General features: G+C 68.9%; 13 protein-coding genes. 9 read left to right on the top strand and 4 right to left on the bottom strand.

Annotation, left to right across the window (positions count from 1 at the left end):
• Positions 1-9: 9 nt before the first annotated feature.
• Both VD964_RS22340 and VD964_RS22335 read right to left on the bottom strand, forming a co-directional pair.
• Positions 10-384 (bottom strand): response regulator transcription factor, encoded by a 375-nt coding sequence (locus VD964_RS22340; protein WP_324870697.1) that lies wholly within the window; start codon positions 382-384, stop codon positions 10-12.
• 167 nt (positions 385-551) lie between these two features.
• Complete coding sequence (locus tag VD964_RS22335; protein WP_310116156.1) at positions 552-1,067, bottom strand: sigma-70 family RNA polymerase sigma factor; 516 nt, start codon at positions 1,065-1,067, stop codon at positions 552-554.
• Positions 1,068-1,324: 257 nt separating this feature from the next.
• Between VD964_RS22335 and VD964_RS22330 the strand changes: the two genes are divergently transcribed.
• The 9 genes from VD964_RS22330 to VD964_RS22290 all read left to right on the top strand — a co-directional run bounded on the left by VD964_RS22330 (position 1,325) and on the right by VD964_RS22290 (position 14,053).
• Positions 1,325-2,338 (top strand): FecR family protein, encoded by a 1,014-nt coding sequence (locus VD964_RS22330; RefSeq protein ID WP_324870696.1) that lies wholly within the window; start codon positions 1,325-1,327, stop codon positions 2,336-2,338.
• A gap of 217 nt (positions 2,339-2,555) precedes the next feature.
• Complete coding sequence (locus VD964_RS22325; RefSeq protein ID WP_324870695.1) at positions 2,556-4,772, top strand: TonB-dependent receptor; 2,217 nt, start codon at positions 2,556-2,558, stop codon at positions 4,770-4,772.
• A gap of 31 nt (positions 4,773-4,803) precedes the next feature.
• Positions 4,804-5,088 (top strand): DUF2218 domain-containing protein, encoded by a 285-nt coding sequence (locus tag VD964_RS22320; protein ID WP_324870694.1) that lies wholly within the window; start codon positions 4,804-4,806, stop codon positions 5,086-5,088.
• 64 nt (positions 5,089-5,152) lie between these two features.
• Positions 5,153-6,940 (top strand): IucA/IucC family protein, encoded by a 1,788-nt coding sequence (locus VD964_RS22315; protein WP_324870693.1) that lies wholly within the window; start codon positions 5,153-5,155, stop codon positions 6,938-6,940.
• The gene (locus VD964_RS22310; protein WP_324870692.1) at positions 6,924-8,669 is read left to right on the top strand and encodes an IucA/IucC family protein; all 1,746 of its coding nucleotides are present in this window, start codon (positions 6,924-6,926) and stop codon (positions 8,667-8,669) included. The genes VD964_RS22315 and VD964_RS22310 overlap by 17 nt, the downstream gene beginning before the upstream one ends.
• Positions 8,666-9,913 (top strand): AMP-binding protein, encoded by a 1,248-nt coding sequence (locus VD964_RS22305; RefSeq protein ID WP_324870691.1) that lies wholly within the window; start codon positions 8,666-8,668, stop codon positions 9,911-9,913. Before VD964_RS22310 ends, VD964_RS22305 begins: the two co-directional genes overlap by 4 nt.
• Entirely contained in the window at positions 9,910-11,217 is a 1,308-nt protein-coding gene (locus VD964_RS22300) for a DUF6005 family protein (protein ID WP_324870690.1), read from the top strand. Before VD964_RS22305 ends, VD964_RS22300 begins: the two co-directional genes overlap by 4 nt.
• Positions 11,214-12,083 (top strand): sugar phosphate isomerase/epimerase family protein, encoded by an 870-nt coding sequence (locus VD964_RS22295; RefSeq protein ID WP_324870689.1) that lies wholly within the window; start codon positions 11,214-11,216, stop codon positions 12,081-12,083. Before VD964_RS22300 ends, VD964_RS22295 begins: the two co-directional genes overlap by 4 nt.
• A gap of 260 nt (positions 12,084-12,343) precedes the next feature.
• Positions 12,344-14,053, top strand: a complete 1,710-nt coding sequence (locus VD964_RS22290) for an AMP-binding protein (protein WP_414637232.1) — start codon at positions 12,344-12,346, stop codon at positions 14,051-14,053.
• A 120-nt stretch (positions 14,054-14,173) separates the two neighbouring features.
• Here VD964_RS22290 and VD964_RS22285 read toward each other — a convergent pair whose 3' ends face one another.
• Both VD964_RS22285 and fmdA read right to left on the bottom strand, forming a co-directional pair.
• Complete coding sequence (locus tag VD964_RS22285; RefSeq protein WP_324870688.1) at positions 14,174-14,518, bottom strand: zinc ribbon domain-containing protein; 345 nt, start codon at positions 14,516-14,518, stop codon at positions 14,174-14,176.
• Positions 14,519-14,539: 21 nt separating this feature from the next.
• Entirely contained in the window at positions 14,540-15,772 is a 1,233-nt protein-coding gene (gene fmdA / locus VD964_RS22280; RefSeq protein WP_324870687.1) for a formamidase, read from the bottom strand.
• Position 15,773 lies beyond the last annotated feature (1 nt).

Genomic DNA, 15,773 nt, shown 5'->3' with positions numbered 1-15,773 from the left:
CGCCCGCTCTTACCCCGCCGCAATGGCGCTGTTGAGGGAGGCGATCAGGACGTGACCGTCGACCGGCTTGCCCAGCACGTCGCGGGCGCCGCCGCCCAGCGCCCTGACCCGCGTGCTGTCGTCGGCATAGGAGGTCATGAAGAGGATCGGCGGATGACCGCCGCCGTTGGCGTTCAGCCGCTCCTGCAGGTCCAGTCCGGACAGGCCGGGCATGCGCACGTCCAGGATGATGCAGGCGATGTCCGCCCGGTTCGCATGGGCCAGGAAATCCTCGGCCGAGACGAAGGGCCGGCAGCGGAAGCCGACGGACCGCAGCAGGTCGTCCAACGCCTCGCGGATCGCCTCGTCGTCGTCGACCACCGCTATCAGGGGTGCATTGGACACGTCGTGATGCCTCGACCGAATGAAGGGCGCCGGTCCTTGGCGCCACGCGCATCCTATCCGGACGGGGTGGAGGCGGGATACCACACCTAGGTCTAGAAGAACGCCGGGCGGGTCATTGCCGCCCGTCGAACGCGATGCGCCCCCGTCGCCCTGCGATCGTTTCGGGCTCAGCCGCGGTCGGCACGCGACAGTGCGTCCACGAAATGGCCCATCGCCAGCTTCATGTCGTTGAAGACCGTTCCCTGGGACACGCCAAGATGGGCGGCGATCTGCGGATAGGACATCCCCTCCACCCGGTTCAGCACCCAGACGCGGCGGGCGCGCTCCGGCAGAGCCTCCATCGCGCCCATGAACTGGGCAAGCCGCTCGCGGTGCAGAAGCCTGTCCTCCACCGACGGGGTGCCGCAGGCCACCTCCAGCGGATCGGCGGTGTCGGAAGCCGGCGCCTCGAACCGCTCCTGGGTGCGGCGGCGGCGGATCTGGTCGAGGGCGAGGTTATGGACGGTGCGGTGAAGGAAGGCGCCGATATTGTCGATCGGGCCCTTCTGCACCGCGTTGCAGGCCCTGAGATAGCTTTCCTGGATCACGTCCTCCGCCGTCGGCACGTCGCGGACGATGCGCAGGGCCCGGCCGAGCAGGGACTGGCGGTGATCCAGATAGATGGCGGTCAGACTTGCGGGCATGGTCGGCCTATCCGTCGCACGGGGCGCTTCTCCGGGGGTCGTCAGAGATTGATAATGATTCGCAGTTGCTGCTGTCAAGCCGGGCCGCAGATCGCCGGCGGAATGGTTCGATGCTCCGGGCTTTGCCTCCGCGAATGTCATCGGGCGGTTCCCGCGTATATCCACCCGGTGCAATTTGTGCCGGTGCAATTTGTGGCCGTCCCGCGCTTCGAACGTCTAAGATGCGTGGGCATGCTGACAGAGGATGGGCAACGCGGGTGAGGCAGGACAGGTCCAGCGGAAAGAAGGCGGAACCCGGCTACCGCCATGCCGATCCGGTGACCGATGCGGCGCTCGACTGGTTCGTCCGGCTGCTCGACGCTCCGGCCGATCCGGCGACGCTGGCCGCCTATCGGGCGTGGCGGCAGAGCGACCCGCGTCACGCCCGGGCGTTCGACCGGCTGACCGAGGTCGGCGGCATGGCGGAACTGCACAGCGCCACCTTGGCGCATCTGCCGGCGGCGCATCTCCCGGCGAATCCGGTGCCCGTGCCGATCCGGCAGGCGCGGCATTCGCGCCGCGCCTGGATGGGCGCGATCGCGGCGACGGGGCTGCTGGCCGTGGTGGGCACCCACCTCTATCCCGATCTGAAGACCCGCTGGAGTGCCGACCACCGCACCGCCGTCGGCGAACGGCGGGAGGTGGCGCTGCCGGACGGATCCCGGCTGATCCTGGACAGCGACAGCGCGGTGGCGCTGGCCTTCGGCGGGGAGGAGCGCCGCGTGGCGCTGCTGCGCGGGCGGGCGTGGTTCGACGTGGTGCGGGACACCGCCCGCCCCTTCCGCGTGGTGGCCGAATTCAGCACGGTCGAGGTGACGGGCACCGCCTTCAGCGTGCAGTCGGACGACCGCGGGGACTCCGTCTTCCTGGAGCGCGGGCGGGTGGCGGTCAGCCGGCTGGACGATCCCGGCCGGCCGGTGACCCTCGCCCCCGGCGACCGGCTGACCGCGACGGCGCGCGGCCTGACCATGCAGCCCCGCCCCGATCCGGCCGAGGCGGTGTCCTGGCGCGACGGCCGCTATGCCTTCCACAACGAGCGCTTCGACACCGTGGTGGAGACCCTGCGGCGCTACCACGCCGCCCCGATCCTGCTGCTGGACGACCGCATCGCCATGACGCGCGTCAGCGGCAACTACCGGCTTGACGACACCGCCGGCGCGCTGACGGCGCTGGCCGGGATGGTCGGCGCCCGGATCACCAGCCTGCCGGGCGGCATCCTCGTCCTGCGCTGACGACAGACAAGCTTGAGAATCGCTCGCAACTTTTTTTGTGAGGGTCCGCGATCCCGTACGTCTGGCGAACAGGGGGTTAGGCTTGTCTGCCTGCGATTGAGCCCCCCGCGCCAGCTTGAGACGGGAGTTGCAGGACATGGTCCGCCGCACGGCATCGATAGTCAGAGTTGCAGATTTCAACCGTTCCCGGATCGCCGGGCATTTGTTTGCCGCATTGATGACCTCCACGGCGCTCGGCGCCACGCTGACGGCGCTTCCCGCCACGGCACAGCAGACGGCGCCGGCCGACGCCGCCGCGGCCTTCTCGCTGCCGGCGCAGCCGCTGCGCAGCGCGCTGGACGCCTTCAGCCGGCAGACCGGCTGGCAGATCGGCTATCCCGGCACGCTGACCGACGGCCGCACCTCCCGCCCGGTCAGCGGCGCCATGCCGCCGGCCAAGGCGCTCGAAACCCTGCTGGCCGGCACCGGGGTGACCTATCGCTTGACCGGCCCGGCCACCGCCACGCTGGCCCCGGCCCCCGTCGCCTCTTCCGGCGACACGATGGCGCTGGGCCCGGTTTCGGTCTCCGCCGCCGCCCCGGTGCCGGGTGGCCCGGCGCAGATCGTGATCGGCAAGGAGGAACTGGACCGCAAGAACCCCAGCGACATCCGCGACGTCTTCGCCGGCGAGCCGGGCATCCGCGTCGGCAGTTCGGTGCCGATGTCGCAGAAGGTCTACGTCAACGGCGTGGAGGAGACCAACCTGTCCGTCAGCATCGACGGCAGCCGGCAGAACAACAAGGTCTTCCACCACAACGGCACCACCCTGATCGACCCGGTCTTCCTGAAGACCGCCCGCGTCGATGCCGGCGTGGCGCCCGCCGATGCCGGGCCGGGCGCGCTGGCCGGCTCCATCGCCTACGAGACCAAGGATGCCCGCGACTTCCTGAGCGGCGACGGCATCGGCGCCTTCGTCAAGTCCAGCTTCGGCACCAACGGCTCCGTCTTCACCAACAGCGCCGCCGGCTACGGCCGCCACAAGGGGCTGGAGGGGCTGGGCTATTTCACCTACGGCAAGGGCGCCCGCTTCGAATCCGGCGACGGCCGCAAGGTCGAGGGGACCAAGACCGACCTGAGGAGCGGCCTCGGCAAGGTCGCCTACGAGACGGATGCCGGCCACCGTTTCCAGGTCAGCTACGAGCGGGTCTATGACGACGCCCCGCGCCCGTTCCGCGCCAATGTCGGCTCCATTTCCGGCCGCCCGGCGTGGGAGCCGCGGGTGCGCGACTATACGCTGGACCGCCAGAACCTCGTCTTCACCTACACCGACAGCCTGCCGACCGACCTGTGGAACCCCAAGCTGGTGGTCGCCTACGGCCGGACCGACGTGGAGACGCCGATCTACACCCGTCCGGTGGGGAGCAGTACGGTCCCCGGCAGCTATCCCGGCCAGGGTGCCACCAGCTCGCTGAACGGCAAGCTGGAGAACGTCTTCAACGTCGGCATGGGCACCATCACCGCCGGCAGCGACTTCTACGTCGACCGCGCCCATTATGAAGACCGGACGATGACGGCGCTCGAGAAGGCCCGCAACGTCGGGGTCTATGGACAGGCGCGGCTGTCCCCGGTGGAACGGGTCCGCCTGTCCTTCGGCATGCGCGCCGACCGGCAGTGGTTCGAAGGCACCACCGGCCAGGATTGGACGAACAGCGGTGTCAGCCACAATGTTTCGGGCGAGGTCGACATCCTGCCCGAATATCTGACCGCCAAGGCCGGCTGGTCGCGCAGCTGGGGCGGCGTCCAGTTGGCCGAGAACTTCGTCATGAACCCGGCCTGGCGCTATGGTGCCGGTCCGCAGCCGGTGACCGCCCGCAACCTGACCGCCGGGCTGGTCGGCCGCTACCAGGGCTTCACCGCCGAGGGCCGCGTCTTCCGCACCGACCTGGACGACGTCCGCGCCCCGCGCTTCGCCGCCGGCAGCGGCACGCTGGTCCGCGACGTGCGGTCGAAGGGCTATGAACTCGGCGTCGGCTATGCCTGGGATACCGGCTTCGTCCGCGCCAAATATGCCGACATCGACGTGACCATCGACGGTCTGCCCGCCGATTCCGACACCGGCACCTACATCGCCACCCCGATGGGCCGCGTCTATACCCTCGGCGGCGCCCACACGATCCCGAAATGGGAGCTGACCTTCGGCGCCGACGTCGAGATCGTGCTGGACTACAACAAGGTCCAGGCCGGCCAGCGCCCGCTGAAGGGGTATGAGACCGTCAATCTCTTCGTCGAGCACAAGATCCCGCAATACTCCAACCTGACCCTGCGCGCCGACGTCCGCAACCTGTTCGACGAGACCTACGCCGACCGCGCCACCTACGGGCAGGAATTCGGCACCGTCACCCCGCTCTACCAGCCGGGCCGAACCTTCCTGCTGACCGCCTCCGCGACGTTCTGACCGTCTCCACCGCAACCGGGAGCCTCCCCGCATGCTGCATTCGACCGCCCATTTCGAGACGGAGCACGGCAAGCGCTACGCCACCCAGCTCTGCCGCCACTTCGCCCACAAGATCGAAACGGTGGAGACCGAAGAGGGTGGCGAGTGCCGCTTCTCGATCGGCATCGCCCGGCTGCGGGCGGCTCCCGACCGCCTGATCATCGAGGCCAGCGCCCCCACCGCGGGGGAACTGGCCGAGCTTCAGTCGGTGGTGGAGAGGCATCTGCTGCGCTTCGCCTTCCGCGAAGGCGACCGGCCGCTCGACTGGGCGGCGTGAGGCCGGCCCTTTTGCCCACGCCGCTGCCCACGCCTTGTCCGAAGCCCTTCAGGATCGGCAAACCATGCGTTCCACCCAACAGATCGCCGAGCACGCGACCTTCCAGAACTTCGCCAACTGCTATTGGCGGGAGATCGACGCCGGCCGGACCACCCGGCACGGCACGGAGGCCGAACCCGGCGTCGAGTGCGTCGAATGGCTGCTGCCGTCGCAGCGGGCAGCACTGCGGGCGGAGGTCGTCTCGCGCTCGCTGTGCGGCCCCTGCGGATTCGGGCGGGTCTGGAAGCGCGCCCTGCCCGACACCTCCTGGCAGCAGACCGAGCCCTTCACAGCACTTTTCTGTCTCGCTGGCGAGAGTTATCGCCGGATGGAAGGGAAAAGCTCCGGGGCCGACCTGCGCGGCAGCGAGCTGGAGCTGCTGCTGCGCGTCCTGCAAAGCTACCAATCGGTCCAGCGCTATCTTGAGGCCGCACCGAGAGCGGACGGCGACGAGGACGAGTTCATCGCCGCCGAACAGTCGCTGGTCTTCGGCCATTGGCTGCACCCCACGCCCAAAAGCCTCCAGGGCATGACGCCGTGGCAGCAGCCGGTCTATGCGCCGGAATTGGGCGGGCGGTTCCGGCTGCGCTGGTTCGCCGCCCCGGCGGCGCGGGTCAGCCACCGCTCCGCCGTCCGCCAGTCGGCGCCGGAGATGATCGCCGCCATTCTAGGCAACTCCGCCTCCCGGCTCTCCACACTGGAGGACGAGCTGCTGATCCCGATGCATCCGCTCCAGGCCGAGGCGCTGGCGCTGGACCCGGCGGTGCAGGCGATGCTGGAGCGCGGCACGTTGCGGGCGCTGGGCGATGCCGGACCGGAGTTCACCGCGACCTCGTCGGTGCGGACGGTCTACAGCCCGGACAGCCCGTGGATGCTGAAATTCTCGCTGCCGGTGCGCATCACCAATTCGATCCGAGTCAACCGGCGCCACGAGCTGGACGCCGGCGTCATCATGGCCAAGCTGATCGGCGTCATCGGAAGGGAGTTGAGCCCGCGCTTCGGCTTCGTGCTCGACCCCGCCTACATCACGCTGGACCAGCCGGACGGCGGCGAGAGCGGGTTCGAGGTGATCCTGCGCGAGAATCCTTTCGCCGGAGGGCGCCAGCGCGGCGTCGCCACCATCGCGGCGCTGGCCGCCGATCCGCTTCCCGGCCGTCCATCCCGGCTGGAGCGGATCGTGCGCCGCGTCGCGATGGAATGGAACGGCGGCGTGGCGGAGGCGGCGCGGCGCTGGTTCGACGCCTATCTCGATTGCGCGCTGGATCCGGTGCTGCGCCTGTACGACACGCATGGCGTGGCGCTGGAGGCGCACCAGCAGAACGGGCTGCTTGAACTGCGGGACGGGATGCCCACCCGCTTCCTTTACCGCGACAACCAGGGATTTTACCTGTCGGCCGCCTATCGCGACCGGCTGCGCCGGCTGATCCCGGAGGCCGACAACATCCGCTCCCTCTATTACGAGGAGGGGGAGATCAACCGCCGCTTCTCCTACTACGTGATCGTCAACCAAATCTTCTCGGTGATCGCCCGCATGGGCAAGGACCGGCTGGCGGCGGAGGAGGACCTGCTGCGCATCCTACGCTCCCGGCTGGAGCGGTTGGCTCTGTCGCTGACCCAGGCCGGCCGGCGCTTCGCCGAAGGGGTGCTGGACAGCCCGACCATCGGGGCCAAGCTGAACCTGACGACCCGCCTGCTGAACATCGACGAGCTTCAGGCCGCCAACGAGGCCGATCTGTACGCCCAATGGCCCAACCCGCTGTGCCGGACCGGCGCCGCGGCAGCCGAGCGGGGACGCCATGCCCTTTCCGCGTGACCTGCCCGGCCGCCCGGAGGAACGGGTGGTGCGCCAGCTTGCCGCCGCCCTGCTGTTCGAGGGGATCGTCGAGCCGGCCGCGGCCGGGGTGGACGGAAGTGACCGCCGGCTCGTCTGGCGGTCCGGTGGACGGGAGTTCCGCTGCCTCGCCTCCGCCGGGCCGTTCGGCCGCCCGCGCATCCGGTCGGGATCGGTCGAGATGCGGGGCGACGACGGCACGTGGCGCGCCGCAACACTCGGCCGGATGGTCGCCGGGCTGGACGCCCCCGAGCCGCACCTGACCGGCCTGCTGGCCGAGCTGGAGCGCACGGTGTCTCTCTGCCGCTGGAACGCCGCCAACCTGCCGGCCACCCCGCGCCGCGGCCTGCCCTTCCCCGACCTGGAAGGCCGGCTGGAGGAGGGGCATCCCTATCATCCCTGCTTCAAGGCACGGCTGGGCTTCGACGAGGCCGACCATGCCGCCTTCGGGCCGGAGGTCGGGCAGCGCTTCCAGTTGGTCTGGCTGCTGGTCGCCCGCTCCTGCCTGCATCGGGCGATCCCCGGTGAAGAAGAGGAGTTCTGGCGCGCCGAACTCAACCCCGCCGCCTGGGAGGAGATCCGGCGGCGCCGGGAGGAGCTGAACCTGCCGGCGACCGACTATTGCCTGCTGCCGCTGCACCCCTGGCAATGGTGGGACCTGCGCGAGGGGGAGGGGGCGTCCTGGCTGAGGCCCTGGCTGGCGGACGGCCGCGCGGTCTGCCTGGGTCCGCTGGGCGACCATTACCGGGCCACCCAGTCGCTCCGCACGGTGATGAACGCCGACGACCCGCGCAAGGCCGACGTCAAGCTGGCGCTGAACATCATCAACACCGCCTCCCGCCGCATCATCGACCCGCATTCGGTCTGCACCGGCCCGGCCATCTCCGAATGGCTGACGGCCGTGGTGGCGGGCGATGCCGACTTCCGCGACCGTTATCCGCTGACCCTGCTGCCGGAATATGCGGGGATCATCGCCGACCGCGACGGCCCGCTGGCCGGACAGATGGCGGCGCTGTGGCGGCGCAGCGTGCAGTCCACCCTGGGCGAGGGCGAATCCGCCATCCCCTTCAACATGCTGATGGTGACGGAGGCCGACGGCTCCTCCTTCGCCGCACCCTGGATCGAACGCTATGGGCTGCTGCCCTGGCTGGACCGGCTGCTGGAGGTGGCGGTGCTGCCGGTCTGGCATCTGCTGGTCCGCCACGGCATCGCGGTGGAGGCGCACGGCCAGAACATGGTGCTGGTCCACCGCGACGGCTGGCCGGTGCGGCTGATCCTGCGCGACTTCCACGACAGCGTGGAATACGCACCGGACTTCGTGGCCGACCCGGCCCTGCTGCCCGATTTTCCCAACCTGCACCCGGCCTACCGCGACGCGCCGCCCGATCGCTATTATTGGGCCGGCGGGGTCGACGCGCTGCGCGAACTGGCGATGGACACGCTGTTCGTCTTCAACCTGACCGACGTGTCCGATCTGCTGGCCCTGAAGCACGGGTTGCCCGAGCCGGAATTCTGGCGCCGGGTCCACGATCTGCTGGAGGCCCACGCCCGCCGCCACGGGCTGGAGGAGCGGCACCGCCGCGTCGGCCACGCCGCGCCTGAGATCCTCACCGAATCCCTGCTGCGCGGAAAGCTGCTGCGCGCGCGGGAGGAGATTCACCACACCGTTCCCAACATCTTCGCGCGCTTCGCGCCTGAGGGCTCCCGATGATCCGCATCGACGACCGATCCTATTCGCCGGCCGAGGTGGAGGCGCTGACCGCCGCCCATGCCGAGCGGGCCCGCCTGTCCGACCGGCCCGGCGCCCGCTTCGCCGTCTGCTTCACCGACACCATCGACTGGCTTGCCCTGTTCTTCGCCATCCGCGCGGCGGGCGGCAGCCTGCTGCCGCTGCACCCCTCCACCCCGCTGGAGGCGGCGCGGCGGCTGGCGCGCGAGGCCGGCTGCCATGCGCTCTACCACAACAGCCTGACGGCCGAGGCGATCGCCCCCCTGCCGGCGGAACCTGGGCCGGGCCAGCTTCTGCAGATGAGTTCCGGCACCACCGGCGCGCCCAAGCGCATCGCGCGCAGCTGGGCGGAGATCGACCGCGAGATCGAGAGCTATGTCGGCTTCTTCACCGAGCCGGCCGGGATGACCCCGGTGATCGCCTGCCCGACCACCCATTCCTACGGCCTGATCTGCGGCCTGCTGGTAGGTCTGCGGCGCGGGGCGGAGTCGGTGATCCTCGACACCACCAATCCGAAATTCCTGCTGAAGGCGCTGCGGCAGATCGAGAAGCCGCTGCTCTACTCCTCCCCCGTCATCCTGCACACCCTGGCCCGGCTGCTGCCGGAGGGCGAGCGCATCCATGCGGCGATGACCTCCGGCACGCTGCTGCCGGAACCCTGGTTCGAGCGGATCCGCGGCAAGACCACCCATATGTTCCAGCAATATGGCTGCTCGGAAGCCGGCTGCATCGCAATCAACCCGGACATGGCGGGCAGCGCCGAGCTGGGCCGCGTGCTGCCCCACCACCGCCTGTCCACCGGCACCTTGGACGCCCCGGCGGAGATCGTGCTGTCTGTTCCGGATAGCGAGATCCGCACCCGCGACCTGGGCTATCTGCGCGACGACGGCATGCTGATGTTCGTGTCGCGGCTGGACGACACCATCAACGTCGCCGGCCTCAACGTCTATCCGCAGGAGGTGGAGGACGTGGCGATGGCGCTGCCCGGCGTCACCGACGCCGTCGCCTTCCGCCGCACCGACCGCTTCGCCGGAGAACGGGTCGCCCTGCTGTTCACCGCCGCCGCCGAGGTGACGGACCAGGCGTTGCGCGACTGGTGCCGGGAGAATCTCGCCGCCCACCAGCAGCCGGGCGAACTGATCCGCGCCGACGCCCTGCCCCGCATGGCCAACGGCAAGATCAGCCGGCGCGAGGTCGCCGCCCGCTTTGCGGAGGCCGCGGAATGACGCCGGCCATGACCGAACGGGACATCGTCGAAGCCATCCGCACGGTCCTGCGCGACCATCTGCAGAACCGGCATCTCGACCGCTTCGGCCCGGACGCACGGCTGAACGAGGATCTCTACCTCGACTCCGTTCTGATGATGGAGCTGTTCCTGCAGCTGGAGCTGTCCTTCGGGCTGGAGGCGCCGGACGAGCTGATCACCTCGCGCGATCTGACGACGGTGGCCGACGTGGCCGGCCTGTTCGCCGGCACCCGCCCGGCCGCCGCGGAAGAGGCGCTTCCCCCCGGCAGCGTCCATGGCGAGGAGTATCAGGACCTCAAGATCCACTGCTTCGTCAGCTGCGTCTGCGACGCGCTGAAGCGGGCGGGGATCGACCATCGGCCCTTCTATTTCGGGGTGTGGGACGCCGGGTTCGAGGTCGGGGCCGACCGGGTCCTGCGCTATCATGCGCCGACCATCAGCCACAACTTCTTCCGCGACTGGTACCACCGCCTCTACGGGGCGGAGGTGCGGCAATGGTACGACCATGGCCGCAGCAAGGAGGAGAACCTCGCCCTATTGGTCGATCTGGTGGAACGGCGGTCGGACAGCCTTTCCATCATGGCGATGGTCGATCTGTTCCACCTGCCGGAGCGGGAGAACAAGTTCAACCAGAACCCCTTCCCGCATTACCTGATGCTGGAGACCGGCAGCAACCCGGCAGTCTTCATGGTCCGCGACCCCGATTTCCGTTGGGAAGGGGAGATCGAGCGCGACCGCATCGCCAACGCCTTCCTCCAGCCTAGCGTCGCCGGCGGCTATCTGTTCGACCGGCGGGAGCTGCGCGCCGCCCGGCCCGCCGACATCGCCGCCTATTTCGAGGCCTGCTTCCTGCCCGACGCCAACCCGCTGACCGCCGCGGTGCGCAGCATCCTGACGGCGCATCTCGACGGAACGGAGGGGCTGTCGCTGGCCGGTCTGTCGCATGCCCTGCGCGAACTGCCGGTGTTCGCCATCCGCAAATACGCCTACGAGCACGGATTCGCCTTCTTCTGGCGGGCGCTGCGCCTGCCCGACGACAGCTTCCTCGCCCGCTGCGACGACATCGAGGAGCTGTTCCAGGGCTTCAAGTCGCTGCATTACGCGATCCTCCGCCTCGCCCAGACCGGCGATGTGGGCCTCGCCCCCGACCTGTTCGCTCGGCTCGACCTGCTCGACCGGCAGGAGACGGCCTTAAAGGGCGAGCTTTCCGCCGTCTTCCGGCAATGGCACGCCGTAGCCGTTGCGGCCCCCAATTCCGCCCCCCTTTCCGCCGAGGTGGCATGATGAGACTGTCGCTCTGCACCATCAGCTTCCGGCACCATCTGGTGTCGCTGGAGGAACTGGCCGTCTGGGCCGCCGGCAACGGCTTCCAGGGGATCGAGCTGTGGGGTGCGCATGCCCGCAACATGGCGGCGGTGTCCGACCGCGGCGGCGACTGGCTGGCGGAGTTCGGCCTGTCCGTGCCGATGGTCAGCGACTATCTGCCGCTGGACGGCGACCCTGACGCGCTGGTGCGCAAGACGCTGGACCTCTGCCGGCTGGCGCAGCGCTGGGGCGCGCCCAGGATCCGCAGCTTCGCCGGCAGCACCGGCAGCGCCGAGACCTCGCCGGAGCGCAGGATCTTCATCGCGGAGCGGCTGCGCACGCTGTGCGGGCTGGCCGCCGACCATGGGCTGTCGCTGCTGGTGGAGACCCACCCCGGCACGCTGGCCGACAGCCTCGCAGCCACCCGCGCGCTGATCGCCGCGGTCGGCCATCCGGCGCTGAAGGTCAATTTCGACGTGCTGCACGTCTGGGAGGGCGGCGACGATCCGGTGGCGGCCCGGCGGGTGCTGCGTCCGCACATCGGCCATTATCACCTGAAGAACATCCGGGCGCGCGAAGACCTGTCGGTGTTCGAGCCGGCCAACGTCTATGCTGCGGCCGGGCGGCGCGACGGCATGGTGCCGCTGTTCGACGGGGTGGTGGACTATCGTCGCTTCCTTGCCGAACTGGCGGACGATCCGGCGGCGGAAGGCTCGCTGGAGTGGTTCGGCGACGATTGCTACGCGGTGCTCCGCCGCGACCGCGACGACGTCGAGGCGGCCCTGGCCCCGATGGCGGGTACCCTGCCCCGCCGTGTCGCCGGAGCCCGGCACGGTACGGCGTAGCGCGCCGAATCGTCGCCATTACGGTGCGCAAGGCGGCACCCCGATCCACGCTCCGTTCCGACCCGGCGGTGGCTTTGTGACCGCGCCCATCCGTACGCACCCCACCCGACCGTTCCTTATCGGCAGGGGCCATTGACCGAACGGGGGATCGACAGACCGCTCCCCTTGCGGGTTCATTAGGGCACTGCGCCGTCCCGCCCGCGGGGCGGTGCCCATGAACGGCCAACGGCCCATAAGTCATCCGGGGAAGGAAAGCAGCCTTGCATACGGATACCACGTCGCTGACCCAGAGCTATGTCCACGGCGCCAGCCGCACCCCGCTGCTGGGCGAGACCATCGGCGCGCATCTCGACCGCATGGCGTCGCTGTCGCCCGACCGGCCGGCGCTGGTCGTCCGGCACCAGAACGTCCGCTGGACCTATGCGGAGTTCAAGCACACGGTCGACCGGGTGGCGGCGGGGCTGGTGGCGCTGGGGCTGAAGCCGGGTGAGCGCATCGGCATCTGGTCGCAGAACAATGCCGAATGGGTGGTGACCCAGTTCGCCACCGCCAAGGCTGGCCTGATCCTGGTCAACATCAACCCGGCCTACCGCCTGCACGAACTGGAATACGCCATCAACAAGGTCGGCTGCGCCGCGCTGATCCTGTCGCCGTCCTTCAAGTCCAGCGACTATCTCGGCATGATCGCCAAGCTGGCGCCGGAACTGGATCGGTCGTGCGCCGACCGGCCCCTGTCCCTGCAACGGTTGCCCACCTTGCGCCACCTGATCCGCCTGGGGGCGGAAAAGACGCCGGGCATGCTGAATTTCGACGACCTGCCGGCGCTGGCCCGCCCCGCCGACGTGGCGGAGCTGGGCCGGCTGGCCGGCATTCTGCAATTCGACGATCCCGTGAACATCCAGTTCACCAGCGGCACCACCGGCAGTCCGAAGGGCGCCACGCTGACCCACCATAACATCCTGAACAACGGCTTCTTCGTCGGCGAGGCGATGCGCCTGACCGAGCTGGACCGGCTGTGCATCCCGGTGCCCTTCTATCACTGCTTCGGCATGGTGCTGGGCAATCTCGCCTGCGTCACCCACCGCGCCTGCATGGTAATTCCGGGCGAGGGGTTCGACCCCGTCGCCGTGCTGTCCGCGGTGCAGGAGGAACGCTGCACCGGCCTGCACGGCGTGCCGACGATGTTCATCGCGCTGCTCGACCACCCGGACTTCGGCCGCTACGACCTGTCGAGCCTGCGCACCGGCATCATGGCCGGCTCGCCCTGCCCGATCGAGGTGATGAAGCGCGTGGTCTCGGAAATGAACCAGCGCGAGATCACCATCGCCTACGGCATGACGGAGACCAGCCCGGTCAGCTTCCAAAGCTCCACCGACGATCCGCTGGAACGGCGCGTGTCCACGGTGGGGCGCATCCAGCCGCATCTGGAGGTGAAGATCGTCGATGCCGAGGGGCGCATCGTCCCGCCGGGCACGCCGGGGGAGCTGCTGACCCGCGGCTATTCGGTGATGCGCGGCTATTGGGGCGACGCGGAACAGACCGCGCGGGCCATCGACGAGGCCGGCTGGATGCACACCGGCGACCTCGCCACCATCGATGCCGCGGGCTATTGCAACATCGTCGGCCGGCTGAAGGACATGGTGATCCGCGGCGGCGAGAACATCTATCCTCGCGAGGTCGAGGAATTCCTCTACACCCACCCCGACATCGCCGACGTGCAGGTGTTCGGCGTGCCGGACCAACAGTTCGGCGAACAGCTCTGCGCCTGGATCCGGCTGAAGCCGGGGGCGGCGCTGACCGAACAGCAGGTAACCGCCTTCTGCCAGGGCGCCATCGCCCACTACAAGATCCCGAAATACATCCGCTTCGTCGACGAGTTCCCGATGACGGTGACCGGCAAGATCCAGAAGTTCGTGATGCGCCAGACGATGATCGAGGAACTCAACCTCTCCCAGGACAGGACGGCGTAAGCGCGCGCCATCCCGTCGCCAAACCAGCAGAAAAGGCGCTGGGGGGAGCGGCATTCGTTCCCCCTTGGCCCCCGGCTGGCCGGCCCCGCCACATCGCCTCGCTCTTCCGCTCCCCATGCGTCAGTGGCTGATCATCCACGGCCTTGCCGTGGGGAAGCCCTTCGCACCGTCGGCGGTGCGCAGCACCGATCGCCCCTTTCCGCCGCCGCAACAGCCGCAACCGGGGCCGTGCTTGTGCTTCGGCCCGGTCTCCGACAGCAGTTTCGGCCGGTCGGCGCTGCGTTCGTTGGTGGCGTGCGCCGTCCGGGTCGCCGCCGACATGGTGGAGAAGGCCGGCGCCATGCGGATCACCCGCGGCGACGGTGTCTCGCAATGGGGACAGAGCTGCGGCAAGCTGCTTTCCGCCATGGGCCGCATTTCCGTGAAATCGCCGCAGGTCGGGCACTCATAGTCGTACATCGGCATGGCGCGGCCTCCCTTATCTGGTCACATGCGGTCCGGGGCAATCGGCATGTCGACGTCGCCGCTGATGAACTTGGTCGGACCGTCGGCGTTCGGGGTGATGTCGAAGTCGAAGATCTGCGTCGGAAGGAACAGGGTGGCGCAGGCGTTGGGCACGTCGACGACGCCGCTGATGTGTCCCTGCACCGGCGCGGTGCCGAGGATCGAGTAGGCCTGGGCGCCGGAATAGCCGAACTTCTTCAGATATTCGATGGCGTTCAGGCAGGCTTGGCGGTAGGCGACGTGGACGTCCAGGTAATGCTGCTCGCCCGCTTCGTCGACCGAGATGCCCTCGAAGATCAGGTAATCGTTGTAGGTCGGAACGATGGGGCTCGGCTTGAAGATCGGGTTCCTGATGCCGTATTTCGCCATGCCGTCCTTGATCAGGTTCACCTTCAGATGAGCCCAGCCGGCCATCTCGATGGCGCCGCAGAAGGTGATCTCGCCGTCACCCTGGCTGAAATGCAGGTCGCCCATCGACAGGCCGGCCCCCTTCACATAGACCGGGAAATAGATGCGCGAGCCGCGCGACAGGTCCTTGATGTCGCAATTGCCGCCATGTTCGCGCGGCGGCACGGTTCGCGCGCCCTCCGCCGCCGCCTTGTCGCGGGCATCGCCCTTCAGCCGGCCCATATGGGCGGTCGGCGCATAGGGCGGATTGGCAAGGCCGGGCACGCGGTTTGGGTTGGTGTCGATCAGCGCCTGCTCGCGCTTGTTCCACTTGGCCAGCAGGTCGTGGGACGGCAGGCAGCCGATCAGGCCGGGATGGATCAGCCCGGCGAAGCGCACGCCGGGGATGTGGCGCGACTTGGTGAACATGCCCTCGAAATCCCAGATCGACTTCTGGGCCAGCGGGAAATGCTCGGTCAGGAAGCCGCCGCCATTCTGCTTGGAGAAGAAGCCGTTGAAGCCCCATTGCTGCTGCGGGAAGGCGCCGATGTCCAGCAGGTCCACCACCAGTAGGTCGCCCGGCTCCGCCCCCTCGACGCCGACCGGACCGCTGAGGAAATGCACCTGGCTGAGATCGACGTCGCGCACGTCGGCGGCATCGTCGTCGTTTTTGATCTGGCCGCCGGTCCAGTCGTAGCATTCCAGGATGAAATCGTCGCCCGGCTTCACCGTCACCGCCATCGGGATGTCCGGGTGCCAGCGGTTGTGAATCATGTCGTTTTCATAAGGCGTCTGCGAAAGGTCGACCTTGATCAGGGTGTCAGCCATG

Origin of the sequence: Azospirillum sp. (assembly GCF_035628975.1) — a bacterium.
Classification (GTDB): Bacteria; Pseudomonadota; Alphaproteobacteria; order Azospirillales; family Azospirillaceae; genus Azospirillum.
The sequence above is the reverse complement of the archived record's forward strand: the minus strand, read 5'-3'. Positions and strand labels throughout refer to the sequence as shown.

Bases quoted from the DNA above. Each gene is read 5' to 3' on its own strand.
- VD964_RS22335 (WP_310116156.1), bottom strand. From the start codon at position 1,067: ATGCCCGCAAGTCTGACCGCCATCTATCTGGATCACCGCCAGTCCCTG.
- VD964_RS22315 (WP_324870693.1), top strand. From the start codon at position 5,153: ATGCGTTCCACCCAACAGATCGCCGAGCACGCGACCTTCCAGAACTTC.
- fmdA (WP_324870687.1), bottom strand. From the start codon at position 15,772: ATGGCTGACACCCTGATCAAGGTCGACCTTTCGCAGACGCCTTATGAA.
- VD964_RS22325 (WP_324870695.1), top strand. From the start codon at position 2,556: ATGACCTCCACGGCGCTCGGCGCCACGCTGACGGCGCTTCCCGCCACG.
- VD964_RS22300 (WP_324870690.1), top strand. From the start codon at position 9,910: ATGACGCCGGCCATGACCGAACGGGACATCGTCGAAGCCATCCGCACG.
- VD964_RS22295 (WP_324870689.1), top strand. From the start codon at position 11,214: ATGATGAGACTGTCGCTCTGCACCATCAGCTTCCGGCACCATCTGGTG.
- VD964_RS22320 (WP_324870694.1), top strand. From the start codon at position 4,804: ATGCTGCATTCGACCGCCCATTTCGAGACGGAGCACGGCAAGCGCTAC.
- VD964_RS22310 (WP_324870692.1), top strand. From the start codon at position 6,924: ATGCCCTTTCCGCGTGACCTGCCCGGCCGCCCGGAGGAACGGGTGGTG.
- VD964_RS22305 (WP_324870691.1), top strand. From the start codon at position 8,666: ATGATCCGCATCGACGACCGATCCTATTCGCCGGCCGAGGTGGAGGCG.
- VD964_RS22285 (WP_324870688.1), bottom strand. From the start codon at position 14,518: ATGCCGATGTACGACTATGAGTGCCCGACCTGCGGCGATTTCACGGAA.